Source organism: Nostoc sp. UIC 10890, from assembly GCF_054786515.1.
This window is the reverse complement of record NZ_JBSGKF010000001.1, coordinates 4134157-4159422: the sequence shown is the minus strand read 5'-3', so window position 1 is coordinate 4159422 and position 25266 is coordinate 4134157. Positions and strand designations below refer to the sequence as shown.

Genomic DNA, 25266 nt, shown 5'->3' with positions numbered 1-25266 from the left:
TTGGTTATAAACAATTGCCTTGAGCTTAACTTTGCTCATTCTTTTTAGGTGAAGAGAATATAACTAGCAAGAAGCTAAGAACGCGAATCAGAGGAACAATTAAGAATGTGAAGATTAAAAGTGTGTGATCGCGTGGTTTCTCAGGATGTATAATTTCTTGTTTAATAACTCCATTGATGTATCGGCGCTCTATTTTAGTCATGACACATTTATATTGATACTCAACTTCAAATCTTTCATTTATCTCGTGGTCATTTAACCAATTTTCCTCACATATATATCTATAAAAACCTTCCAATTTGTAGCTAGATATCATACGACGTAAAATTTTGCTTTGAAAGTAACTGGTTGATTCTTTTATATTTCCTTTCGAGTCTATAATTCGAGTTTCTAAAATTATATTATCTGGATGATACTTAGTCATAAGCTGAGAGCCATCAGGATTATTAATTACTTCAAATCTAGATTCTCCAATATAATTTAATTCCGGTTCATACTTTTGTAAGATTATTTTTGCTAGTTTCTTGTCTTGTTCCAAACGACCGCTTTCATCTATGTAATAAGCATTTGTTTCATAGCACTCTGCTATACACTGTATCATATTAGTTAAATTGGTATACCGGATATCATCACTAAGATAAGTATTAAGTACAGGCGAACTTTCTGTATTTTTTTCAGCACCTATAACAGCAAAACCTTCCTTTTCAAAATCAAAGATAGGAAACCACCCAAATGGCAATGATAAACCAAAATTTTCTGATACTACTTTCTCTACCTGTAATGCTTCTTCTAATGGAAGAAATCGGTAATAAGAGAAAAACTCACTATCGTCATCAATCATGCCATTCCGCCATTGGTAAAGTTCATAAACTTCTGTTGGCAACCGAAAGGGCAAGTTTTTAACTTTTTCTTCAATTTCTTCATAAGCTAATCCTGGTTGCAGAGAAGAAGCATAAGAGGGTTTATTTTGCTGCAACCAATTTAGAATTATGTCTAAAGCATCTGTTAACAGTGACATAGATGTGGAGATTTTTACTTCTATAAATAGTTGCTTCTAGATTAACTTGTCTTTCTACTTAGGGTGCAATTAAAATAAAAACAACCGTTCCATAAAACAGCAGCTTTCACAATTTGATTAAGCTTATTAATGCTGCTCTAACCAAGCGACCAAATCAGCAATTTCGGAAAAATCAAGCAGTTCCTCTCCCAAATTTTCTAACTGTTCAGCAGATAAATTCCTAACCTGCTCAATTAATGATCCATCAATATCACCAAAACGCCGCTTAAGTAGACGACTAATCAATTTAAACGCTTCCTTTTGAACGATATCTTGATAAATTACAGATTCTTTCATAATATCCTCCCGCAAAAATTGCCGAACTAAATCTTTGTCAAACCGCAAACCCGCCAGAATTTCTACACAACCCGCGATATTTTGTCGCTCCTCCCTATCTGGAATTGTAGCGACTTGTTCAGGCACTTGTGCCAGTAAAGTTTGCGGCGAGTCAGTTCGCGTCAAACTTGCTAAAGGTAACAGCGCCGGATTAACTAAAAATAGTGTTGAATCTTGCTCCCAAAGACGAACAACCTGATATTGGTGAATCGTCGTATTGTCCCGATATTCTTTAGTAAAAGCCATTTCGTTAGTAGTTTCTTGCAAAAAGATTAGTACTTGCACTACAGGACAACGGTATTGACGCTTCAACCTTACAGAATAATCGAGCATTCGGAAATTAAGCGCCGGATTAGATTTTGCCAAAGTTTGAAATTCAATGTGCAAAATTTGGTTAGCTGCTTGCAAAAATGTCACAGAATCCGCGCGAATTGGTTCAAGTGTGAGTTCCGTTTTTAAGACTTCAATTTGTTGCACCTCTACCCCAAGTAACCAACGCACAAACTCGGCTGGGTACTGTTCAGCTAAATATTTACAAGCGTTGTCGTAACTCACCCTCTTCCTCTTCTTTTGACACAAAAAAACAGCCGCCTCCACAAGGGAAGCAGCCGTTTTAACAAATTATCTAACTACGTATTAGTAATCGAAGTCGCCGCCACCAGCACCAGCGCCAGCAGGAGCGCCATCTTTAGGTTCAGGCTTGTCAACTATAATACATTCGGTTGTCAACACCATGCCAGCGATCGAAGCAGCGTTTTGCAGAGCAGAACGAGTCACTTTCGCAGGGTCAACAATACCAGCAGCTAACAAATCGACGAATTCGTTTGTTGCAGCATTGTAACCAACATTGAATTCTTTCTCTTTCACGCGTTCAGCGATCACAGCACCATTCTGACCGGCGTTTTCAGCAATCCGCTTCAGAGGTGCAGGTAAGGCACGAACGACAATCAAAGCGCCAATCAACTCTTCATCTTTAAGATTGCTCTTTGCCCAAACTTCCAATTCAGGAGCAAGGTGAGCCAGAGTTGTACCACCGCCGGGAACGATACCTTCTTCCACAGCAGCTTTGGTAGCGTTGATAGCGTCTTCTAGGCGCAGCTTCTTGTCTTTCATTTCGGTTTCGGTCGCTGCACCAACTTTCACTACAGCAACACCACCGGAGAGTTTAGCAAGACGCTCTTGTAATTTCTCTTTGTCGTAAGAAGATTCGGTTTCATCGATTTGACGACGAATCTGTTCGACACGAGCCTTAACAGCAGCTTCGTTACCTTCGGCAACAATTGTGGTGCTGTCCTTGGTGATGGTGATCCGGCGAGCTTTACCCAGGCTATCTAGCTTGGTGTTATCTAGCTTCAAACCAGCATCTTCGGTAATTAGTTGACCACCAGTTAAAACAGCAATGTCTTCTAGTAGTGCTTTGCGGCGATCGCCAAAGCCAGGAGCCTTAACAGCAGCTACGTTGAGTACACCGCGCAAACGGTTTACAACCAAAGTTGCCAAAGCTTCTTTTTCAATATCTTCGGCGATAATCACCAAAGGACGACCAGCACGAGCTACTTGCTCTAACACTGGTACAAGGTCTTGTACCAAAGCGATTTTCTTATCGGTCAGCAGGATGAAAGGCTCATCAAAAACCGCTTCCATCCGCTCAGGGTCAGTAGCGAAATAAGGAGAGATGTAGCCTTTGTCAAAGCGCATCCCTTCAGTGATTTCCAACTCGGTGAACATAGATTTCCCTTCTTCTAGGGAAATTACGCCTTCCTTGCCCACCTTGTCCATTGCTTGGGCAATCATTTGACCAACTTCTTCGTCATTACCAGCCGAGATCGCACCAACTTGGGCAATGGCTTTGGAATCTTCCACTGGACGGGCGTGTTCTTTGATTTTGTCTACTAAAAAGGCAGTAGCTTTATCAATACCACGCTTCAGGGAAATTGCGTTAGCACCAGCTGCAACGTTGCGCAAGCCTTCTTTGACGATCGCATGAGCTAAAACGGTAGCAGTGGTAGTTCCATCGCCCGCAGCATCATTGGTCTTAGAAGCAGCTTGACGAATCAGAGCTACACCAGTGTTTTCAATATGGTCTTCTAATTCGATTTCTTTGGCGATCGTTACACCATCATTAACAATTTGCGGTGCGCCAAATTTCTTTTCTAGGACTACGTTACGACCTTTGGGGCCAAGGGTAACAGCTACAGCCTCAGCCAGGATGTCAATGCCTCGTTCCAAGGCGCGACGGGCGTTTTCGTTGTAGATAATGCGCTTTGCCATAGGTGTCTAAATTCCGGGAGTAAGTCAATTTTTTCTTGAATTGGGCATTGGGTATTGGGCATTGGGCATTGTCTTTGACATTCCCTATTGCTTATTCCCCATTACCCACTAGATAACAACTGCTAAAATATCTTTTTCAGAAAGCAGTACATATTCTTCGGTACCGAGCTTGATGTCAGTGCCGGCGTACTTAGAGTACAGCACCTTATCGCCGACTTTAATTTCCAATTCCTGACGGTTTCCATCGTCATTACGCTTGCCAGGACCAAGGGCAACTACTTCCCCTACCTGGGGCTTTTCCTTGGCGGTATCGGGCAAATACAGACCACCTGCGGTCTTTTCCTCAGAGGCGCTCACTTTTACGAAAACGCGATCGCCTAAAGGTTTAACTGTAGAAACGCTTAGAGATAAAGCAGCCATAATTTATTTTCTCCAGAGTTTAGCACTCTCAACTCCTGAGTGCTAATCTACCTAAAAGTGGCGTCCAATGGCAAGAATGCCTTGAGTACGGGTTCCCGAACTAGAGAGTCATAGATGTACTTAAGTATAAATGCTTAATTATTTCTACCTTTCAGGTTTTGTTCTGTAAGTTACGAAGAGAGTAGGGAGTAGGGAGTTAGGAGTAGGGAGTTAAGAGTATATGAGAATTCTTCCCCATTCCTCATTTCCCATTCCCTGTTCCCCACTCCCCAGTCAACTTTATTTGCAAAGCTTGCAAATTGTTATAGAACTGTAATCAGGGAGCCGCTCGATGAGTAACAATACAGTGACAGTGATCCAGTCCAGGCATCAAATCCCCAAAACTACTAAGTCTCTGGAACATAAGACCCTGAGTAATTATGTAGAAAGTTTAGGACTTGCAAAAATTCAGCGGCACATTTTTATTTGCACTGACCAGACAATTGCTGCTCAAAACGAGCTAGTCTGGAATTCTGGGATTACTTAAAAAAGCGATTTAGAGAGTTAAAACTTGATGAGCCGCAAGAAAGTTATCCCATTTGTGTCTATAAAACTAAAGCCAACTGCTTGCGTGTTTCTTGTTCTAGACCCATAATGGTGGTTTACTATGATGGTGTCTGGTATCGCCAAGCAAACCCGGAAGTTACCCTGCGGATCATCCGAGAACACTAAATAGGCATAATGGCGTTTGAAAAATATGCATTTTCAACCCATCCTTTGCCAGAAACTTCCCTAGTTTCTTGTGAACACCTCATAGAGGCTTAACAACCAAAAGATATGGTATAGCAGTAAGCTTTAAGAAAGTGCGGGTTGGTTTTGAGGTAGGGTCATCTTTAAGCCAGTACTTACTTGTGAGTCCGAAAGATTATTATTTAATCAGTGTTTTTTACCCCGCCCCTTTCAAAGCGATATATAATAGCGCATTATAGATACTACTGCTATACGTATCCTTGCTGGACTTTTGCTATCTAGCTACTAGTCTATTGAAAGTGCTCGGCATTTTTAAGACTTCGAGACAGCAAAGGCAAGTTAAGTAGGAAAAAGGACAACATCTCGAATAACCCACCATAGAGGATAAATATTCAAGACTTTGATGGACCGAAGCGCGACAAGTGCCACTGCTATGAAAGAGCCCAGCATGAAAGATCACAAACGACTTCTATTGATTGATGATGACCCTAACCTCATCTTGCTGGTGAAGGATTACTTGGAATTCCGGGGATATGAAGTCATCACCGCTGAAAATGGACGTGAAGCTCTGGAAATTTTAGAGCAAGATGTTCCAGACATGATCATCTGCGATGTGATGATGCCGGAAATGGACGGATATACTTTTGTGGAACAAGTCCGGCAAAACGAACGCACCAGCTGGATTCCGGTTCTTTTCCTTTCAGCTAAGGGACAAAGTGCAGACCGAGTTAAGGGTCTGAATAAAGGTGCTGATGTTTATATGGTCAAGCCCTTTGAACCAGAAGAACTCGTAGCGCAAGTTGAATCCTCGCTGAAACAAACTATCCGTTGGAAAGAACACCAAGCAAAAGGAGGCGAAAACGGCTCCCGTATCCAGGTTCCCTTCGATGTGCAATTAACCCCAACTGAACTGAAAGTAGTTCAGTTTGTTGCTAGGGGTTTAGCTAACCGGGAAATTGCTGAAGAACTAAATGTTAGTCAGCGCACGGTTGAAAGCCATGTGTCCAATATGTTGGGCAAAACCAATCTCCATAACCGCACTGAACTAGCGCGGTGGGCGATTGAAAATCAAATGGCCTAAACTCAGTACCGAGTGCTGAGTGCTGAGTGCTGAGTGTTTTTGACTCAGCACTCGTAACTCAGGACTTAGCACTCAATTTACCAACCATCTTCTTCAGGGCTGGATTGGTGCAAAACTTCTAAATCTAGTTCATCCAGGTAAGTTAGGGCACTTTCAATCTGAGAAACAGTACCTCGCAGTTCCAGATCGAAGCAGCTATATTGTGGCACGTTTGCGCTTACTTGAGCATCAGCAATAATGACTGTAATGCCATAATGAGAAACCAGTCGTGAAATGACTGGTTCCTCATGCAAGTCTTTAGGAATGAGAACTTGGATACGAGTTTGGGTGCGTCTATTATCTAAAATATCTGTATTAGATTTTACTTGTTTATTTGGAATTGCCATTCTAGCTTCCTACTCGACTTCTGGGATTAGGGTTTTACTTTGTACAATTCTTTTAACACTAGCGTCACTTATCCCACGCAGGCAAGCAAGCAAGTATTTGCCTTGGCAAACCATTAATCTAGATGTAGTAAATGTGAAGAATTGCTCATAATTCGGTAGTTATGAGCTTCATTGTTATTCTATAGTGGTTTTCAAGTAAATTGAATATAGCGATCTGTAGGGTTACAACAATTGTTGTAACCCTAATTTATTGTTTATGAAATTTAATACTGAAGAGAGTAATGCTATATATGTTACTTTGGCAAAGTTTTAGGGAACTCTATTAATAGAAACTTATAGATTTAGCCGTCTGTTTAGATATGGATAAAAATCGATTTTTTAGGATATTTATCCCTCTTCTGTCACTTTCAGGATTAAGCATCAAAACTCTTAATTTTAATTAATAGTTTTAGAAAATACGTGGCTATACAAATAAAACCCGCGTTCGCGGGTTTCAAAGTTTTTATTAATCCGCGCAGACACACTTGGTTTGTGTAGGCGCGATTTTTAATCATCTGAGTTTCAAATTCTCAAACTAAAACTCAGCACTTTGGGGTGTACGCGGAAACGGAATCACATCACGAATATTTCCCATACCAGTCATAAATTGCACGAGTCGTTCAAAACCCAACCCAAAACCCGCATGAGGAACAGTACCATAACGACGCAAATCAAGATACCACCACAAGTCTTCTGGGTTTAATCCTTGCGCTAACACACGGCGTTCTAAAACTTCTAAACGTTCTTCCCTCTGGGAACCGCCGACAATTTCGCCAATTTTGGGTGCGAGAATATCCATTGCGCGGACGGTTTTTTCATCGTCGTTCAAACGCATATAAAACGCTTTGATTTGTGCTGGATAATCTGTGACGATCGCAGGCTTTTTAAATAATTGTTCAGCCAAATACCGTTCGTGTTCTGATTGTAAATCTAAACCCCAACTTACTGGATATTCAAATTTAACATCAGCTTTTTCTAAAAGTTTGATGGCTTCTGTGTAAGTTAACCGTTCAAACTGATTATTAATAATATTTTCGGCTGTTGCCAACACAGATTTATCAATGCGTTCATTGAAAAATTCCATATCTTCTGAGCAAGTTTCCAACACATATTTAAAAATGTGTTTGAGAAACGCCTCAGCTAAATCCATATCGCCTTCTAAGTCACAAAAAGCCATTTCTGGCTCAACCATCCAAAATTCTGCTAGGTGGCGGGAGGTGTTGGAATTTTCTGCACGGAAGGTAGGGCCGAAGGTGTAGACGTTGCTAAACGCCATCGCCATCACTTCCGCTTCCAACTGGCCGCTAACTGTTAAATATGTGGGTTTAGCAAAAAAGTCTTGGCTGTAATCTACTGCTTGGTTTTCTGTGCGGGGAATATTCTTTAAATCTAAACTGGTAACGCTAAACAGTTCACCTGCGCCTTCGCAGTCGCTAGCGGTAATTATAGGTGTGTGTACCCACAAAAAGCCTCTTTGTTGGAAGAATTGGTGAATTGCTGCCGAACAAGCATTTCTGACGCGGAAGACTGCGCCAAAAGAATTAGTGCGCGATCGCAAATGTCCAATCGTTCGCAGAAACTCAAAGGAATGGCGTTTCTTTTGCAGGGGATATGTATCGGGATCAGCTTCGCCGTAAACTTTCACAGAGTCGGCTTTCAACTCAATCCGTTGTCCTTTACCCAGAGAAGCCACCAGTACCCCTGTAGCCTCAACAGCAGCACCTGTATTCAGTTTTTTCAAGATAGCTTCATAATCTGGCAAATCCTGATTAATGACGACTTGCAAATTAGCTAGTGATGAGCCGTCATTGACTTCAATAAAAGCAAACCCTTTGGATTCACGCTTCGTCCGCACCCAGCCTTGCACTTGGAGGGACTCATCAGGTTGGCCACTTCGCAATATTTCTGCAATTCGTCGATTTACCATATTTACCCAGCATAAGACTTTAATATCCAGCCTATGATAACGCCCATTCCACCAAAGCGGACGACTTGCCAGAAAGGTTTTTTGAGGCTACGCCAAGAAAATAACTGGCTTTCTAAGTTTAGTTCTAGCCTTTCCAACTGCTGTTGAATGTGCCGTAACTCTGCTTTGATTTCTGGTGTCTGAGATTTATTGTGCTTTAGTTGATCGCGGCGCTGTTGCCATTGTGCCTGTTGTTGGCGATCGCGTTGCACTTGATCGTAACGTTCTTTTAAGGATAGGAGCGATCGCTCTACTTCCTCTAATTCTTGTTCAAAATCTGGTTCTGGATTTTCTGCTGACGGCTGTGATTGTTTTGGCGGCTTCATTTACAAGTAGTAAACTAAGATTAAATCTTAACCAATTGTCATTAGTCATTTGTCATTTGTCATTGGTAATTTTTCAAAGGACGAAGGACAAAGGACGAAGAACAAAAGACAAAGGACTTATAATTATGTCTCAATCTACCCAGCTGTCTCAAACCAGTCAACTGAATGAACTTAGTACTCTGGAACTAGCTCAAGCCCTGATGGAAAGACTGAGTATTTCCCCTAACGATTGGCATCGCCTCAAGTCTAACCGCAATTCCCGCGCTAATGAACAAGTGGCAGCAGCTATTGTGTATCTTTTAAAGAATCAGCCACAAGAAGCTCAAGCTAGATTAGAACAAGCAGTTGGTTGGTTAGATCGCTCTATTTCTGCGCCTCCCTGTCCAACTCACGGAAAAAGTTAAAAGTTAGGAGTGAGGAGTTAAAAGTTTTAAATTCTTAACTCCTAACTCCTAACCCCTAACTCCAAAATACCTTACCGTCGCAGAGATAATCCGCGGCGATTTTCCATTTGTTTACAAAGCCTCAATTCTGTGCCTTTGCGGTTCCACTCTACCTGATCAAAAATTTGATGCAGAAGACATAAACCACGACCATTTTCTGACTCATCTGGTGGAAGATAGTCTGTTGGTTCTTCATTACTTGTAGATGAGGGAGTAAAGCCACTACCCTGGTCTGATATTATCCACCAATATTGATTATCTATTAAGGAAAAACGAACTACAACTGTTTTACTTGGATCAAGATTATTTCCATGTTTAGCTGCATTTACTAGGGCTTCTTGAAGTCCTAACCGCAGTTCTGCTTGCAATTTTGCTGGAATTTCTGCCAGCAATAAATCTAATATGGGACAAAGGTAGAGGGTTGAGGCAAAACTAATAGTGCCCCAATAACGTCCAACTGGACGGAGTGAAATAGTAATCACAAGAGAAACCCCATAGCTTTCAGTTAGCTAGACATCAGTTTGCTATTACAGGCACCCTGATAAAACTTGAGGTGGTCATGCTGCCTTCAAACTTGCGTCTTTAAAACTAAATTTTGAAAATGCTAGGGAGCATTGGCTCTGTAGTATGAGTTGGGATTATTCAGATATATGGCGGCTGGAATAACTTTGATAATGAAGTCAGCAAACTAAAAAGATGCTGTTAGGTTTAAAGAGCATTTGTATACTCTAGCTAGTTGCCAGTTTTTCATTTACACAATCCACTTCATATTTTTAAGAACCTATGCAACTTGAATTTATTTAAACAAAATGATTTTTTATTTTTGAATTAATTCAATTCTAGCATCTTTGGTATGCACTAAACTACAAATTTCAAATTTCAGTTTTTTTAAAGGAATTACTACCCTGGTCTAAATGTGAGAGTACAAGAAAGGCAGCAGCTTCAACATGAGCCGTTTGAGGAAAAAAATCGGCAGGTTGCACCCGTGTGATAGTATATAGCCCGTCTTGACAAAGTAATTTCAGGTCACGGGCGAGGGTGGCTACTTTACAGCTGACGTAAACAATCCGAGATGGTTTCAATTGCCGTAAAGTGTCTATGACAGCGCGATCGCACCCTTTACGTGGCGGATCGAGTATTACTACTTCTGGTATTGTGCCCATTTTTGGAAGCAATTTCTCTACTGCTCCGACTTGGAATGTCACATTATCAATTCCGTTGTGGTGGGCATTCAAAATAGCTTGTTCTACTGCTGCTGATTGCACTTCTAATCCTGTAGCAATACGCACTTTTTTGGCGAGGGGTAAAGTTAAAGTCCCAATACCACAGTAGGCATCAACTAGCAACTCATGCCCTTGAAGATTGAGTTCTGATTGAATTACCTGCAATAGTGCCTCTGCTGTTTCTGTGTACACTTGGAAAAATGTATCTGGGCGTACTTGAAATTCCAGTCCAGCAAAATTCTCACGCAGGTGGGGGACTCCAGCGATGCAACGGGTTTCTGATCCAAAGATAGCATTTGTGCGATCGCCATTGCGGTTGAGCGACACTCCCACTAACTGCGGATAGCGCTTTAACCATTCCTGGGCTTGGGTTTCAATTCCTGATAAATTCCAGTCCTTCACCACCAAAGTCAGCAACATTTCTCCAGTGTGTCGCCCAATGCGTAAACTGAGATGGCGAATTTTTCCCTGGTGGCGCCGTTCGTCATAAATTTGCCAGCCTTGCTGTTGAATATCCTGCTTAACTTCGGCAAGTAAGGGATTTAATCGCGCGTCTTGGACTGGGCATTGATTTAAGTTAATTAATTGGTGACTACCTTTTTGATAGTAACCAGCCTGAACCTGTCCTGTTGCCGATGTGCCTAGAGGATATGTAGATTTGTTACGGTAGCCCAAAGCAGAAGGAGCAGCGAGTACCGGATCTACTGGTGGTTGGATAAAACCGCCAATGCGCTCCATTGCTTGGATAACTTGATTTTGCTTGGCTACTAGCTGGTAATTGTAATTAATATGCTGCCACTGGCAACCACCGCATTTGTCAGCCACAATACAGCTAGGTCTGATCCGGTGGGGGGATGGTTCCAATAGCTGCTGGAGCTTTCCGTGGCCGTATTTGGGTTTAACATGTACTAAGCGGACGATGGCGCGATCGCCTGGGACGGTATCTGGGACAAACACTACACGCTCATCAGCACGTCCCACACCATCGCCTGTATCACTCAGATTAGCGATCGTCACTTCAATTAATTCACCCTGTTGCCAAATTATTTTTGTCATTGGTCATTTGTCATTGGTCATTGGTCATTTGTCATTTGTCATTGGGCATTGGGCATTGTCCCCAGTTCCTAGTCCCCATTCCCCATTCCCCAGTCCCCACACCCCTAAATAGATAAATTCAATACATAACTAGCTCCGATCCCTTCACTTGTGTACCTCCAACTCGCTAAACTAACAGATAATATTTCAGGTGATTTCAATCATCATGACTGTAATTAGCCAAGTTATTCTCAAAGCCGACGACGAACTGCGTTATCCCAGCAGTGGCGAACTGAAAAATATCAAAGACTTTTTGCAAACCGGCGTACAACGGACGCGGATTGCGGCTACCTTAGCCGAAAATGAAAAAAAGATAGTTCAGGAAGCAACCAAACAACTTTGGCAGAACCGTCCTGAGTTTATCTCCCCTGGTGGCAATGCTTACGGAGAACGCCAACGCTCTCTATGTATCCGTGATTTTGGCTGGTACTTACGCCTAATTACCTATGGTGTGCTTGCCGGTGATAAAGAGCCAATTGAAAAAATCGGTTTGATTGGTGTGCGGGAAATGTACAATTCATTGGGCGTTCCCGTGCCTGGAATGGTGACAGCGATCAATTGCCTCAAAACAGCCTCCCTTAGCTTACTAAGTGCGGAAGACGCTGCTCAAGCAGCACCCTACTTTGATTACATCATTCAAGCGATGTCTTAATGCAAAGTGTGTGCTGGTTCTAGGAATATACTTCCGGTCTACTAGAGTGAGTGCAAGATATTAGCACTCGATAGGCATAAGATCCCCAATTTGATCATACCTTCCCCACATTTGGTAGTGGCTGTGGCAAAATCTCTGTCAAGTTACCAATCAACTGTGGGGAAATTTTATGGATATGGGCATGGGGCATGGGGCATTTTATTAATGACCAATGACCAATGACCAATGACCAATGACAAATACAAAAAACCGACAGTCCTTGATTAAGGCTGTCGGCAATTTAAGTGTGTTCCCTATTAATGACTCGGCTAGAGTTCAGTTGTCATTAATTATGCTTAGTTAGCGATCGCAAAGAGACGATCAGAATCATCGATATGTGTGATTCTCGTCACTTGATTGTTACATCTAAACTGCATATACCCGAATAATCTCTGATTGACAGCAGATTTATGCAAGTTCAAGAGCTAGAAATTTCACTGAGATGACAAAATCAAGTTATCTTTAAAGATTAAAGCATTTGGTGTAAGACGGATATCCGTGTATAAAAGCTTCAATTATTGTTTACCTGGAAGCCCTCACTCAGCGCGATAAGCTAGAGTTAGCAGCAGAACTGATTCACAATGTCTTGCAACATACTTAGCTTGGGGTAACGATGGCAACAGAACAAAAGCACAGCAATTATTTATCAGAAGCAGAAAGCCATTTGCGTCAGCTTTCTCCTGAAAAGTTGCGAATAGTAGTTGCAATTATTGCTTATTTACAAAAAACAGAAGAAAGCGAAGCTACTGAAAAACTATTAAATATTCCTGATTTTGCCGAATATTTCCGCGAATTTGAACAGAATGACGATAAATTAGAAAATATTGCCTCAGATGAAGAAGTACTCCACGCTTACTTAGAAGTTGAAAAAAAATGGGAGGAGGTTTTCCGCCGCCTTGCAGACTCCTAAATTCCTGGCTATTTCTCAAGTCTTAGATATTCACCTACGCCAAATTCAAAGATTTGGTGGAACATCAGGTGTTAGAGACGAAGGTTTACTAGATTCAGCACTGGCACAACCTCAAGCTACTTTTGGCGGTGAACTTCTCCATCCAACAATTTACGAGCAAGCAACAGCGTACCTGTACCATTTAGCAATGAACCATCCGTTTATTGATGGCAACAAGCGCACCGCTTTCGGTGTTATGCTCACTTTTTTGAACTTAAATGGCTATACTCTCAACCTATCCCAAGAGCAAGCTTACAACTTGGTGATTCAAGTAGTTCAGAAAGAAATATCCAAAGAAGAATTATCTACATTTCTGGAACTGCACTTACAGCGCAAGTAAATCGATAGAATAATGCTCTGTCCCCCAGAGTGCATTACTTCCATGACTGCAACCTCAAAACCAGCCTTTTCCCCCCAAGAAATTGCTGCTGAAGGTCTTAAACCAGAAGAATACGCAGAAATTGTCCGTCGGCTAGGCCGTCATCCCAACAAAGCTGAATTAGGAATGTTTGGCGTGATGTGGTCTGAGCATTGCTGTTATAAAAATTCTCGACCTCTACTCAAACAATTTCCCACCGAGGGTCCCCGCATCCTGGTGGGGCCTGGTGAAAATGCTGGTGTTGTAGATTTGGGTGACGGACTCCAACTAGCTTTTAAGATTGAATCCCACAACCATCCCTCAGCGGTCGAACCCTTTCAGGGAGCTGCAACGGGAGTCGGAGGTATTCTCAGAGATATTTTTACAATGGGTGCGCGTCCCATTGCCCTATTAAACTCGCTGCGCTTTGGTTCCTTAGAAGATGCCAAAACCCAACGGCTATTTAGCGGTGTGGTGGCAGGAATCTCTCATTATGGTAACTGTGTGGGAGTACCCACGGTTGGCGGTGAAGTTTACTTTGACTCTGCTTACTCTGGTAATCCTCTGGTGAACGTTATGGCACTGGGGTTGATGGAAACATCAGAAATCGTCAAATCTGGAGCATCTGGCTTAGGCAACCCTGTGCTGTATGTTGGTTCCACCACTGGGCGCGACGGTATGGGAGGCGCGAGTTTTGCTAGTGCAGAATTGAGTGATCAATCCATAGACGATCGCCCTGCTGTGCAAGTGGGCGATCCCTTTTTAGAAAAGTCGTTAATTGAAGCTTGTCTGGAGGCGTTTAAGACGGGTGCAGTTGTCGCCGCCCAAGATATGGGAGCAGCGGGAATCACCTGTTCTACCTCAGAAATGGCGGCAAAAGGCGGTGTGGGAATTGAACTAGATTTAGATAAGATTCCTGTCAGAGAAACGGGGATGGTTCCTTATGAATATCTGCTTTCGGAATCTCAAGAACGAATGCTGTTTGTTGCTCATCAAGGGCGTGAGCAGGAATTAATCGATATTTTCCACCGCTGGGGACTTCAAGCCGTTGTGGCTGGTACAGTCATCGCTGAACCCATTGTGCGGATACTCTTTCAGGGTGAAGTAGCAGCAGAAATTCCCGCTGAGGCTTTGGCGGAGAATACCCCACTGTATAACCGAGAGTTGTTGGCAGAAGCACCAGAATATGCGCGTCAAGCTTGGGAATGGACTACTGATTCCCTACCTCCTTCCACAACTGCTGGAATAGAACTTCCAGGAGGACTACAAAGTTGGAATGATATTCTCTTAACTTTGCTCGATACACCCACGATCGCTTCTAAAAATTGGGTATATCGTCAGTATGACCATCAAGTACAAAATAATACGGTAACACTGCCAGGTGGTGCAGATGCTGCTGTTATCCGTTTGCGCCCCCTGGTAGAGGATAGGGAGCGGGGGAGCAGAGGAGCAGAGGAGCAGAGAAAAATTCCCAATGTCCAACCCGGTGTTGCTGCCACGGTAGATTGCAATCCTCGTTATGTTTATCTTGACCCCTACGAGGGAGCTAAGGCAGTGGTGGCAGAGGCTGCACGCAATCTTAGCTGTGTGGGTGCAGAACCTCTGGCTGTGACGGATAATCTAAATTTTGGCTCTCCAGAAAAACCCGTTGGTTATTGGCAATTGGCAGAAGCTTGCCGTGGTTTGGCGGAAGGTTGCCGAGAATTAGCTACACCTGTCACGGGTGGAAACGTCTCTTTGTACAATGAAACCCTAGATTCTGAAGGCATCCCACAACCCATTTATCCCACTCCTGTTGTGGGTATGGTGGGCTTAATTCCCGATATCACCAAAATTTGTGGTCAAGGTTGGCAAGCATCCGGCGATGTGATTTATCTTCTCGGATTGTCTCTGGCATCCCAAATCAGTTTGGGAGCATCTGAATATTTAGCCATTATCCACGATACTGTTGCCGGAAAACCGCCACGGGTAGATTTTGACTTGGAACGCCGTGTGCAGAAAGTTTGTCGTGAAGGAATTCGTAATGGTTGGGTACGTTCAGCCCATGATTCTGCTGAGGGAGGAGTGGCGATCGCATTAGCCGAATGTTGTATTGCTGCAAACCTTGGTGCCGAAATCAATTTAGAAATAGCACCAACGCAATTAAACCGCTTGGATGAAGTGCTGTTTGCCGAAGGTGGTGCCAGGATTTTAGTTTCTGTAGCATCAGCACAACAAGAAATTTGGGAATCATACTTACAGGAACATCTGGGTAAAGATTGGCAAAAACTGGGTACAGTTGGTAATTTTGAGGCGGGTTTGGGGGTTTTCACCACTGATAACCAAACCTTAATCAAAGTTAGTATCGAAGATATGAACGATCGCTATTCCCATGCGATCGCCAGACGTATCGCCATCCACACTACTACCCCTAGTTAAAAAAGTGAGGAGTTGAAAGTGAGAGTTAGGAGTTAGGAATAAAAAGCATAACTTCTTACTCTTTTATTAGCGTCTCTGAGCATAATTACGGTACTGTTTTAATGGATGGTTAAAGATTTGTTAAGAACTCCGCAACCATTTATATAATCCCAGTGACTTGACCCCCCCACCAGGAGCAAAGCTAGCATGATTTCTATTCATTCTGTCACTTCGGATGAATACCCCGACCAGCCCAACAACCCAATCAATAGTCATGAAAATCAGTCTGACAAGCCAGAAGAAGCTTGCGGTGTTTTTGGCATCTACGCCCCAGGAGAAAACGTTGCTAAACTGACCTACTTTGGATTGTATGCCCTCCAGCATCGGGGTCAAGAATCAGCTGGTATTGCCACCTTTGAGGGTACACAAGTACATCTCCACAAAGATATGGGCTTGGTGTCTCAAGTTTTCAATGAATCTGTTTTGGATCAATTGCCTGGTAGCCTTGCTGTTGGTCACACTCGTTATTCCACAACAGGTTCGAGCCGCAAAGTTAATGCCCAACCCGCAGTATTAGAAACCCGTTTAGGCTCATTAGCTCTTGCACACAATGGTAATTTAGTCAATACCGTGCAACTACGTCAAGAGTTGCTTGAGAATAAATGTAACTTAGTCACCACAACAGACTCAGAAATGATCGCTTTTGCGATCGCAGAAGCCATAGATACGGGTGCTGATTGGCTAGGAGGTGCTATTCAGGCATTTCACCGTTGTCAAGGAGCCTTTAGTTTAGTTATTGGTACTCCCATCGGTGTTATGGGTGCCCGCGATCCTAATGGCATTCGACCCTTGGTAATTGGCACTTTAGCTGGTGATCCAGTTCGTTACGTTTTGGCTTCCGAGACTTGTGGTTTAGACATCATTGGAGCCGAATATCTGCGAGACGTAGAACCAGGTGAATTAGTTTGGATTACTGAAGAAGGTTTGGCTTCTTATCATTGGAGTCAAAAATCTGAGCGGAAATTGTGCATCTTTGAAATGATTTACTTTGCCCGTCCTGATAGCGTCATGCACAACGAGAGTTTGTACAGCTATCGAATGCGATTAGGACACCAATTAGCTAAAGAATCTGTTGTAGATGCCGATATTGTCTTTGGTGTTCCTGATTCTGGTATACCTGCTGCTATTGGATTTTCCCAAGCGTCTGGTGTTGCTTACGGCGAAGGACTGATTAAAAATCGCTATGTTGGGCGAACCTTCATTCAACCAACCCAAACCATGCGGGAATCGGGTCTGCGGATGAAACTCAACCCCCTCAAAGATGTGCTGGCAGGGAAACGAGTAATCATTGTAGATGACTCGATTGTTCGCGGTACTACCAGCCGTAAACTAGTCAAAACCTTGCGTGAAGCAGGTGCAATAGAGGTACACATGCGAATTTCTTCTCCGCCTGTAACTCATCCCTGCTTCTATGGCATCGATACTGATTCTCAGGATCAACTCATTGCTGCTACCAAGTCAGTAGCGGAAATTGCCAAGCAACTCGAAGTAGATAGCCTTGCCTATCTTAGTTGGGAGGGAATGTTAGAAGCGACACGAGAAGACACCAATAGTTTCTGTTCTGCCTGCTTCACTGGAGATTATCCTGTGGCGATTCCTGATCAAGTGAAGCGTTCTAAGCTGATCTTAGAAAAAGTAGTGGTCTAGGGATTTGGGGGATTAGGGACATGAAAAGCAATACCCAGTCCCCAATCCCCCAATCTCCAATCCCCAGACTTAATCTGGGGATGATTCTGATTTTTCTGGCTTGAGTAAGGGGAAGGCGATCGCATCCCGAATACTGGCACAATCAGTTAATAACATCACCAAGCGATCGATGCCAATCCCTAAACCACCAGTAGGCGGCATCCCATATTCCAAAGCGGTGAGAAAGTCTTCATCTACACCTTGGGCTTCTAAGTCACCAGCAGCTTTTCGTGCAGCTTGGGCTTCTAAGCGTTCTCTTTGATCGATAGGATCGGTAAGTTCTGAGAAGCTATTCCCAGTTTCTCGCCCGACTATAAATAACTCAAATCGTTCTACTAAACCAGGCACAGAACGGTGAGGTTTTGCTAGGGGCGAAATTTCTACAGGGTAATCAATTACAAAAGTAGGTTGAATTAAATTAGTTTCTACCTTCTCTTCAAAGGCTAAATTTAGTAACTTACCAATTGATTGGGCTTCATCTATACCAGGAATAGCAGCATTTTTACTTGCTGTTTTTGCTGCTTCCAAACTTTGGAAAGAATTAAAATCCAAACCCGTAAATTCTTTAACTAAATCGTGCATTGTCACCCGCCGCCAAGGTGGTGTTAAATCTATAGGTTCCCCTTGGTAGGTGATTTGCAATGTGCCGAGTACCTCTTGGGCTACAGTGGTAATAATCCCTTCAGTCAACGCCATCATATCGTTGTAATCGGCGTAGGCTTGGTAAACTTCAATCGTCGTAAATTCGGGATTGTGTCGAGTTGAAATTCCCTCATTGCGGAAAACTCGCCCCAATTCAAACACCTTTTCAAAACCACCCACAATCAACCGTTTGAGATGGAGTTCTGTGGCAATTCGCAGATACAATTCCATTTCTAAAGTGTTGTGATAAGTAATAAATGGACGTGCATCTGCACCCCCAGTTTCACTTTGCAAAACCGGTGTTTCAATTTCCAGAAAATCCCGCTGTTCTAAATAGCGGCGAATACCAGCAGTAATTTGAGCGCGACGGCGGAAAGTTTGTCGCACTTCCGGGTTAACAATCAAGTCAACGTAGCGCTGACGGTAACGCTTGGCAACATCCGTTAATCCATGCCACTTGTCGGGTAGGGGCAACAGGGATTTAGTGAGGATAGTATATTGTTTAACGTAGACAGATAACTCGCCCTTTTCAGTCCGTTTAATAGTACCTTTGGCTCCTAGAATGTCGCCTGCATCCGTAAGTTGCTTCAAGTGATTGAAGGCATCGGCATCAATATCTGCCATACCTTCTTGGATGCGATTTTTATCTAGATAAAGCTGAATTGTACCGGTTTCATCTTGCAAGGTGAAGAAAGCTAATTTACCAAAAACGCGACGTGCCATAATACGTCCGGCTATGGCAACTTCTAAATCAACTTCTTCACCACTGACTAAATCGGCAAACTTTTCTTGCAACTGCGCTGCATGATGGGTAGATTCCCAACGATAGGCATAAGGGTTAGTCCCTAGCTGCTTGAGTTGTTCTACTTTCTCCAGCCTGGCGGCTCGGATATCTTCTTCCGACATGGTAACGAACTAAATAGGGCAAGATTAATTATAGATGCTGTCAAAGTTGAGAGTAAGAGAGAATCGCCTAAAAATGATGTGCGTAGGCGTAGCCCACCGCAGGAAATATACAATGACACAAACTAGAGTGCGCTTGTGGACTGTAAACGAATATCATCGGACGCTAGAAACAGATCGTAAACAAAAAGCGCCTCTTTATGCTAGAGCAGGAATTGCTGACTACTGGATTTTGGATGTGAATCAGCGTCAGGTTTATATTTTCCGCGAACCGGGGTTAGAAGGCTACAATCTTGAATTTATTTTGCAGGAGGATGCAACGTTATCCTTGATTGCTTTTCCAAAAGTTGAAGTCCCGATTAATCAACTGTTTCCATAAGTTTAGCGATCGCCAACTATCCAGAGATTTACGCTTTAGCATTAGTTTGCGAAGGCGGACTTTGTTTGTGTAGACGCGATTTTCAGTCGCTAGGGTATAAGAATGATGTAAATGAAAATTTCCTATTTTCTAAACCACAGCAAAAGAAAGCGCTACACAAAATGATTGCTTTTGCTCTTACTTCTGTCCTATTTTTAGCAAATGCCTAGATGAAATAACTTTCATTTTCAAGTTAGTAAATTGCACGATCGCCTTTACCAACTCTTGCTGCTCTAGTTGCAAATTCAATTTTTCCAACGCTTGATTGAGATTATTACCAGCCCGGAGATTGTGATTAAGTTGGGCACGTTGGGATGAGTTTAACACTGCCTCAATTTCTCTGTTTCTTCTCTGACGCACAGCCTGGAGTTCTTGGCTTTGTAAGGGAGTCAGGTCAATCTCTGATGAGGTGGAGTAGCTTGCAGTTTTGGCCACCTGGGCGAAAATAACACCATAAGTCGTATTGATTTGAACGGGTGCGGCTAAGGCAATTCCCGGCATGAAGAGGACAAGAGCAAGAATATTAGCGAACACAGATAGCCGTTTTGTCAAGTAAATTGCCATATTGTCATATTTAGAAATGCCTAGTACAGTATGGCGGAAGTTTGCCTACCTTTCACAAGTTGCTTAGAGCAACTTGTCTGGTTAATTAACCTCCAAAACCAGAAATTAAACGCTTGAGGGCACGACTTGCAACGTCGCCATAGCGCAGTTCTCCACACATAATCTTACCCATGATTTGGGGAGCAGAGGGGTGCTTAACACCAACTTTGTAGCCAATATTGGAAAATCGATAAAACGCTCCAGCTAACTTTTGCGCCCAAGCCATCTCAGCACCCAACTCTTCATTAATGGCTTCGCTATATCTTTCTAAACCGTTAGTGTCATTAGAAAGTGCTTCATTAATGGTTGCGGCTGCCAGCAAACCACTAACAATTGAGGGGCGAATGCCTTCTGCGGTCATGGGATCAACTACACAAGCAGCTTCCCCAGCCAAAACCGCATTTTGGGTGTGCAGCTTTTGATTACCATCCCAAATACATAGGGGATGTCCATATTGTTTGCTGGTTTTGAGGTCTACATTCAATGATTTGGCGTACTCATCCAAAATCTTTTTGAAGTCCTGGGGTTGACGACCAATAAACGTCCCGACACCGATGGAATAGCCATCAGCTTTGGGAAAGTTCCAGAGATAGCCATTTTTGACCAAGCCAAACTCAAAATGAATTATGGGTTGGTTTTCTATAATTCCAGGGATTTCTGCCTCTAAAGCCCCTGTGAGGTAACGTTTGCGTTCTTTGAAACCTAGCCATTTTGCCATCGGCCCTTTAGCGCCATCAGCCGCGATTAAGTAGCGACCTGTAACTGGACTATTGGCTGTGTTAACTTGCCAATAGTCACTTTTAAATTCAATACCCGTTACTTCCGTATTATCTCGTAGTTCAGCCCCTTGCTTCTGTCCTTGCTGTACTAGGAAATGATCAAAAATATCTCGTCGCACCATCCAGACTGGTTCTTTAGTGGCAATTTTTGCTTCCACAGGGTCGCCCAATTTCCAGGTAAAGCGAAGGGAGTCGGCTTTCAAAGAAATCGCTGGGCTAAAATCAAAGTCAAACCATTGAGCGATCGCTGGAGATACACCACCACCACAAGGCTTATATCTTGGCAGGGATTCTTTTTCTAACACTAATACTGAGCGGCCTTGTTTGGCTAAATGATATGCAGCTGTTCCACCAGCTGGCCCAGCGCCGACGATGATGCAGTCGTACATAAGGCTGATTTTTTGCTCCTTAATTAGTTTATTTTCTATTGAGTAGGCGCAATTCATGTAGACGCTTTGCGACTTCCCGCAGGGTATTGCCCCTACTTGATTAATTTTTGTAAATGCCTAATAAATGATAAAGGCTGAAGAATTTATCCATCATCCTTCAGCCTTTATGCTTTAGACTTTAACGCTTCGCGCAAGTCCCCATCTTCTCTGCGTTCGTGCAGCGTGTTGCAGACAAACGCTAACACGAGCAAGGTACTTTTAAGACGGGGATTGTGAGCGGGGGATGAGGATTAATCCAGAATTTGTTTTTACCAAGTAAAAACAAATTCGCTTATGGATGACGAATCCCCAGTATTTTCTGGTAAGACATCCAATTTATTGACCATCAATGCCATAAGCGAAAACCAAACTAGTAGGTATATGTTGCAAGAAAAAGATTTGGGTCTTGGGAACCAGGACTCTTGCCCTTGGAGGGAATGTAAGACCAAAAAAACTACGGAGTAATTGATGGCTGTTCCCGATGAATTGGGAAGCTCAGACTTTAGCCGTAGCCAAGTCTGAGTAGTTCACACAGTCGTAATGTCTTTTTCTTTTTCTGCCAGCAATTCGTCTATTCGGGCAGTGTACTTGTTTGTTAGTTTTTGCAATTTATCTTGCTGATCTCGTGCTTCATCTTCAGGAATTTCGGCGTTTTTTTCCTGCTTGCGAATGGCATCGATGGCATCACGGCGGATGTTGCGAATAGCAACACGACCCTCTTCAGCATACTTAGATGCTATTTTGACGAGTTCTTTACGGCGATCGCTTGTCAAGGGCGGAATATTCAGCCGAATCACGGAACCGTCGTTGCTGGGGGTTAAACCGACATCTGACAAAGAAATCGCTTTTTCGACTATATTTAAACTGCTGCGATCGTAGGGTTGAATTAAGATCGTCGTAGCATCTGGCGTGCTAATGTTTGCCAGTGATTTCAAGGAAGTGGGCGAACCGTAATAATCCACCAATACCTTATCTAATAGACTCGCATTGGCCCGACCAGTGCGAATCGAGTTAAAAGATCGTTGAGTCGCCTCAACGGTTTTTTGCATCGTACTCTCAGCTTCAGCTAATTTCACAAGAACCTCCCACAAGGGTGCCGATGGATTCTCCCAAGACTGCTCGGTGGATGTTACCTCGCACCGTTAGGTCAAATACCAGAATTGGGATATTATTTTCTTTACACAAGGCGATCGCAGTACTATCCATCACCCGCAAATCTTTGGCTAAAACGTGCGCGTAGGTGAGGCTATTGTAACGCTTGGCGTCGGGATAAATATGAGGATCTGCATCATATACTCCGTCTACTTTGGTGGCTTTAAAAATCACCTCAGCATCAATTTCTGCGGCTCTTAATGCCGCAGTGGTGTCTGTAGTAAAAAAGGGATTTCCAGAACCAGCACCAAAAATTACCACCCGCCCTTTTTCAAGATGACGGATGGCACGACGACGGATATACGGTTCTGCTAATTCTTGCATAGCGATCGCAGTTTGCACCCGCGTTTGTACTCCTATGCGTTCCAGAGAATCTTGTAGCGTCATGGCGTTCATTACCGTGGCAATCATCCCGATATAGTCAGCGGTTGCCCTGTCCATCCCCGCCGACGCTGCTTTGACGCCACGAAAAATATTGCCGCCGCCAACAACTATGGCGATTTGAGTGCCAGTGGCTATCACCTCTGCTAATTCTTGTGCTATTCCTTTGACCACTTCTGGATCAATGCCATAGCCCATGTTGCCCATTAAGGCTTCACCGCTCAGTTTGAGTAAAACCCGTCGGTAATTCGTTCCCATGAAGTTCCGCTTTATCAAAAAAGTTGCAATTGCCTCCAATTTAAGATAGCAGTTACAGGGACTATCTATGTCTAGTTACGCCAAATCAATGTAGTACCTATTGGTTCTGTTTGTGGTATATCTATTTCTTGACCTTTAAACAGAGAAGCGATCGCAGTTCTCAAATAATCCTCTCCCATCGATGATGGGTCTTGGCGATGATTGTCAATTCTACCTTTGTAGCGGACTATACCATTAGTATCTATTAAAAAAGCCATTGGTGTTTTTGTCGCACCAAAACTGCGGGTCACATCTTGCGTAGAGTCCCACAGGTAGGGGAAGTTCAAGTGGTGACGCAGGGCAAAGGCTTTCATATTTTCAAAGCTTGACCGAGTTTCGCGATCGCCATCACTACCATTCATCCCAATTAGTGTGAAGCCTTTTGGGGCAAATTCGGCTTGAATGTTTCTGAGCTTGCTTAGATACCACTCTACATAAGGACAGTGGTTACACATGGAAATGACACCGACTGCTCGGAACTTCTCAAGATAACGCCTGAGATGATGTACTTGACCATCAATTCCTGGCAGTTCAAAATCTGGTGCGTAGCTCCCAACGGGAGTATCAATTGTTTCTAGTAGATTCATGATTTCTGGCCCGCAGAACTAGGAACAAGAAAAATATTGTTAAATTCAGCGTCAGTTTCCAGTTGCAAACCACCCCTTAGCCGATGCCTCATATTCGCCAATCTTATAGACTTATATTGGCTATCGTAAATTGTGAAACTACTGAATCTATCACTGATGCTAATTCGCCGACATATCTAAACAGCGAAAATATTACTCACATTACAAAAGTTCTGATTTCTAATACTGACATAATAAATATAAGTTGTGAGTAAATTACCTCTATCAACAAGATGAAAACTCTATTTCACTAGATAAAACTATCAGCTTGATGCTAGTGTTATCAGCCTAGTAGTTCGCCAAGGAAACTTGGCGGGGTAAAGGGGCAAGGGGAAAGGGAAAAAGTGTTATTCTTTTACCCTTTAACCTTTACCCTTTTCCCAGCCCTCACCTAACAATTTTGGTTTGGCAGACTACTAGGAGCTTTCGTGGTATAGGTATAGGCTATCACTAGAGCAAAAGATTTATTTTGAAAATCTGATAAATTTTCTTCAAATTCAAAACAATTTCACTGGCGCTTTGCTACTGAAAGGCTTTTACCCTTGTTTTTATTCAAATTCTCATGACAACCTCAACTTCAAACACAGCACTTACCTCTACAAAAACCTGGATTTGGCAAGATTTTCCAATTTGCTATCAAACCCAAGGAACCACTGGGCCAGCTGTTGTCCTCGTGCATGGATTTGGCGCTTCTTGGTGGCACTGGCGGAAAAATATTCCCGTATTAGCGGAAAGTTGCCGTGTTTATGCGATTGATTTGATTGGTTTTGGCGCTTCTGCAAAACCTCAACCTGGTGAACAAATTGCCTACACATTAGAAACCTGGGGACAGCAAGTAGCAGATTTTTGCCGCGAAGTTGTCGGTGAGCCAGCTTTTTTAGTCGGAAATTCTATTGGCTGTATTGTAGCCATGCAAGCAGCAGTAAGCAATCCAGATATTGCCTTGGGAGTTGCTTTGCTCAACTGTTCTTTACGGCTGTTGCACGATCGCAAACGGGTAACTTTACCTTTATCTCGTCGTTACGGAGCGCCTCTACTGCAACGCCTGTTATCTATTAAACCAATTGGCGAGTTCTTTTTCAATCAACTCGCCAAACCAAAAACAGTGCGGAAAATTCTGCTGCAAGCATACTCGAATGCTGAGATGGTGACAGATGAGTTGGTAGATATTCTCACTTCGCCAGCAAGCGATGTGGGGGCTGGTGCTGTGTTTCTAGCTTTTACTTCTTATTCTACAGGCCCTTTACCAGAAGACCTTTTACCACTGTTATCCTGTCCGGCGATTATCTTGTGGGGAACGGCTGATCCGTGGGAACCAATTAAGTTAGGAAGAGAATTAGCTAACTTTCCTCAAGTACAAAAGTTTATTCCTTTAGAGGGAGTGGGGCATTGTCCGCAGGATGAAGCACCGGAGTTAGTCAATCCAATTTTACTCGATTGGATTTTGGAGCGATCGCTCTTAAAAGACTCGGCATTAGAAGCATAATTCGTATCCAGCCACTCTCAAAATGTTCAGAATTTTAC

25 protein-coding genes are annotated in these 25266 nt (G+C 43.1%); 10 read left to right on the top strand and 15 right to left on the bottom strand.

Features of this window, described 5'->3' with window-relative positions:
• Window positions 1-25: 25 nt before the first annotated feature.
• From ACWATR_RS17005 to groES, 4 genes are all read right to left on the bottom strand, one after another.
• A complete protein-coding gene (locus ACWATR_RS17005; RefSeq protein WP_460334676.1) occupies window positions 26-1018 on the bottom strand; it encodes an SMI1/KNR4 family protein in 993 nt (330 codons plus the stop codon).
• Between the two features lie 126 nt (window positions 1019-1144).
• Window positions 1145-1948, bottom strand: coding sequence for an Rpn family recombination-promoting nuclease/putative transposase (locus tag ACWATR_RS17000; RefSeq protein ID WP_460334673.1), 804 nt, complete (start codon window positions 1946-1948; stop codon window positions 1145-1147).
• Window positions 1949-2029: 81 nt separating this feature from the next.
• Window positions 2030-3664 (bottom strand): chaperonin GroEL, encoded by a 1635-nt coding sequence (gene groL, locus ACWATR_RS16995; RefSeq protein WP_012407589.1) that lies wholly within the window; start codon window positions 3662-3664, stop codon window positions 2030-2032.
• Between the two features lie 108 nt (window positions 3665-3772).
• Window positions 3773-4084 (bottom strand): co-chaperone GroES, encoded by a 312-nt coding sequence (gene groES / locus ACWATR_RS16990; RefSeq protein ID WP_094348596.1) that lies wholly within the window; start codon window positions 4082-4084, stop codon window positions 3773-3775.
• 331 nt (window positions 4085-4415) lie between these two features.
• On the opposite strand from groES, the gene ACWATR_RS16985 reads away from it, so the two are divergent.
• A complete protein-coding gene (locus tag ACWATR_RS16985) occupies window positions 4416-4610 on the top strand; it encodes a hypothetical protein (RefSeq protein ID WP_460334668.1) in 195 nt (64 codons plus the stop codon).
• 606 nt (window positions 4611-5216) lie between these two features.
• A complete protein-coding gene (locus ACWATR_RS16980; RefSeq protein WP_012407592.1) occupies window positions 5217-5894 on the top strand; it encodes a response regulator transcription factor in 678 nt (225 codons plus the stop codon).
• A 77-nt stretch (window positions 5895-5971) separates the two neighbouring features.
• Here ACWATR_RS16980 and ACWATR_RS16975 read toward each other — a convergent pair whose 3' ends face one another.
• From ACWATR_RS16975 to ACWATR_RS16965, 3 genes are all read right to left on the bottom strand, one after another.
• Window positions 5972-6280, bottom strand: coding sequence for an NIL domain-containing protein (locus ACWATR_RS16975; RefSeq protein ID WP_460334665.1), 309 nt, complete (start codon window positions 6278-6280; stop codon window positions 5972-5974).
• Window positions 6281-6854: 574 nt separating this feature from the next.
• Entirely contained in the window at window positions 6855-8246 is a 1392-nt protein-coding gene (gene asnS / locus ACWATR_RS16970; RefSeq protein WP_460334662.1) for an asparagine--tRNA ligase, read from the bottom strand.
• Window positions 8247-8248: 2 nt separating this feature from the next.
• Complete coding sequence (locus ACWATR_RS16965; protein ID WP_100898358.1) at window positions 8249-8611, bottom strand: sll0565 family protein; 363 nt, start codon at window positions 8609-8611, stop codon at window positions 8249-8251.
• Between the two features lie 125 nt (window positions 8612-8736).
• Here ACWATR_RS16965 and ACWATR_RS16960 point away from each other — a divergent pair, with 125 nt between their 5' ends.
• Window positions 8737-9015 (top strand): DUF6439 family protein, encoded by a 279-nt coding sequence (locus ACWATR_RS16960; protein ID WP_460334658.1) that lies wholly within the window; start codon window positions 8737-8739, stop codon window positions 9013-9015.
• 71 nt (window positions 9016-9086) lie between these two features.
• Here ACWATR_RS16960 and ACWATR_RS16955 read toward each other — a convergent pair whose 3' ends face one another.
• Together ACWATR_RS16955 and rlmD are read right to left on the bottom strand one after the other, a co-directional pair.
• Window positions 9087-9536, bottom strand: a complete 450-nt coding sequence (locus tag ACWATR_RS16955) for an ATP-binding protein (RefSeq protein WP_181927869.1) — start codon at window positions 9534-9536, stop codon at window positions 9087-9089.
• 390 nt (window positions 9537-9926) lie between these two features.
• Window positions 9927-11333: a 23S rRNA (uracil(1939)-C(5))-methyltransferase RlmD gene (gene rlmD / locus ACWATR_RS16950; RefSeq protein WP_460334654.1), complete on the bottom strand. Its 1407-nt coding sequence runs from the start codon at window positions 11331-11333 to the stop codon at window positions 9927-9929.
• 205 nt (window positions 11334-11538) lie between these two features.
• On the opposite strand from rlmD, the gene ACWATR_RS16945 reads away from it, so the two are divergent.
• From ACWATR_RS16945 to purF, 5 genes are all read left to right on the top strand, one after another.
• On the top strand, window positions 11539-12024 hold the full coding sequence (locus tag ACWATR_RS16945) for an allophycocyanin subunit alpha-B (protein ID WP_069074287.1): 486 nt from the start codon (window positions 11539-11541) through the stop codon (window positions 12022-12024).
• A gap of 652 nt (window positions 12025-12676) precedes the next feature.
• Window positions 12677-12973: a hypothetical protein gene (locus ACWATR_RS16940; protein WP_460334651.1), complete on the top strand. Its 297-nt coding sequence runs from the start codon at window positions 12677-12679 to the stop codon at window positions 12971-12973.
• The gene (locus tag ACWATR_RS16935; protein WP_460334648.1) at window positions 12960-13352 is read left to right on the top strand and encodes a type II toxin-antitoxin system death-on-curing family toxin; all 393 of its coding nucleotides are present in this window, start codon (window positions 12960-12962) and stop codon (window positions 13350-13352) included. The genes ACWATR_RS16940 and ACWATR_RS16935 overlap by 14 nt, the downstream gene beginning before the upstream one ends.
• Window positions 13353-13394: 42 nt before the next feature.
• On the top strand, window positions 13395-15788 hold the full coding sequence (gene purL / locus ACWATR_RS16930; RefSeq protein WP_460334645.1) for a phosphoribosylformylglycinamidine synthase subunit PurL: 2394 nt from the start codon (window positions 13395-13397) through the stop codon (window positions 15786-15788).
• A 186-nt stretch (window positions 15789-15974) separates the two neighbouring features.
• On the top strand, window positions 15975-17474 hold the full coding sequence (gene purF, locus ACWATR_RS16925; RefSeq protein WP_460334642.1) for an amidophosphoribosyltransferase: 1500 nt from the start codon (window positions 15975-15977) through the stop codon (window positions 17472-17474).
• A 69-nt stretch (window positions 17475-17543) separates the two neighbouring features.
• Here purF and lysS read toward each other — a convergent pair whose 3' ends face one another.
• The gene (gene lysS / locus ACWATR_RS16920; RefSeq protein WP_460334639.1) at window positions 17544-19061 is read right to left on the bottom strand and encodes a lysine--tRNA ligase; all 1518 of its coding nucleotides are present in this window, start codon (window positions 19059-19061) and stop codon (window positions 17544-17546) included.
• A gap of 112 nt (window positions 19062-19173) precedes the next feature.
• Between lysS and ACWATR_RS16915 the strand changes: the two genes are divergently transcribed.
• The gene (locus tag ACWATR_RS16915; RefSeq protein WP_460334636.1) at window positions 19174-19437 is read left to right on the top strand and encodes a Uma2 family endonuclease; all 264 of its coding nucleotides are present in this window, start codon (window positions 19174-19176) and stop codon (window positions 19435-19437) included.
• Window positions 19438-19614: 177 nt separating this feature from the next.
• On the opposite strand, the gene ACWATR_RS16910 is transcribed toward ACWATR_RS16915, so the two are convergent.
• The 5 genes from ACWATR_RS16910 to ACWATR_RS16890 form a co-directional block, all read right to left on the bottom strand.
• Window positions 19615-20040 (bottom strand): hypothetical protein, encoded by a 426-nt coding sequence (locus ACWATR_RS16910; RefSeq protein ID WP_460334633.1) that lies wholly within the window; start codon window positions 20038-20040, stop codon window positions 19615-19617.
• An 85-nt stretch (window positions 20041-20125) separates the two neighbouring features.
• Window positions 20126-21247: a geranylgeranyl reductase family protein gene (locus ACWATR_RS16905; protein WP_460334630.1), complete on the bottom strand. Its 1122-nt coding sequence runs from the start codon at window positions 21245-21247 to the stop codon at window positions 20126-20128.
• A gap of 566 nt (window positions 21248-21813) precedes the next feature.
• On the bottom strand, window positions 21814-22362 hold the full coding sequence (gene frr / locus ACWATR_RS16900) for a ribosome recycling factor (protein ID WP_069074278.1): 549 nt from the start codon (window positions 22360-22362) through the stop codon (window positions 21814-21816).
• The gene (pyrH, locus tag ACWATR_RS16895; protein WP_069074277.1) at window positions 22349-23077 is read right to left on the bottom strand and encodes a UMP kinase; all 729 of its coding nucleotides are present in this window, start codon (window positions 23075-23077) and stop codon (window positions 22349-22351) included. Before pyrH ends, frr begins: the two co-directional genes overlap by 14 nt.
• A gap of 71 nt (window positions 23078-23148) precedes the next feature.
• The gene (locus ACWATR_RS16890) at window positions 23149-23703 is read right to left on the bottom strand and encodes a thioredoxin family protein (protein WP_460334626.1); all 555 of its coding nucleotides are present in this window, start codon (window positions 23701-23703) and stop codon (window positions 23149-23151) included.
• Window positions 23704-24304: 601 nt separating this feature from the next.
• On the opposite strand from ACWATR_RS16890, the gene ACWATR_RS16885 reads away from it, so the two are divergent.
• Entirely contained in the window at window positions 24305-25228 is a 924-nt protein-coding gene (locus ACWATR_RS16885; protein ID WP_460334623.1) for an alpha/beta fold hydrolase, read from the top strand.
• The last annotated feature ends 38 nt before the right edge of the window (window positions 25229-25266 follow it).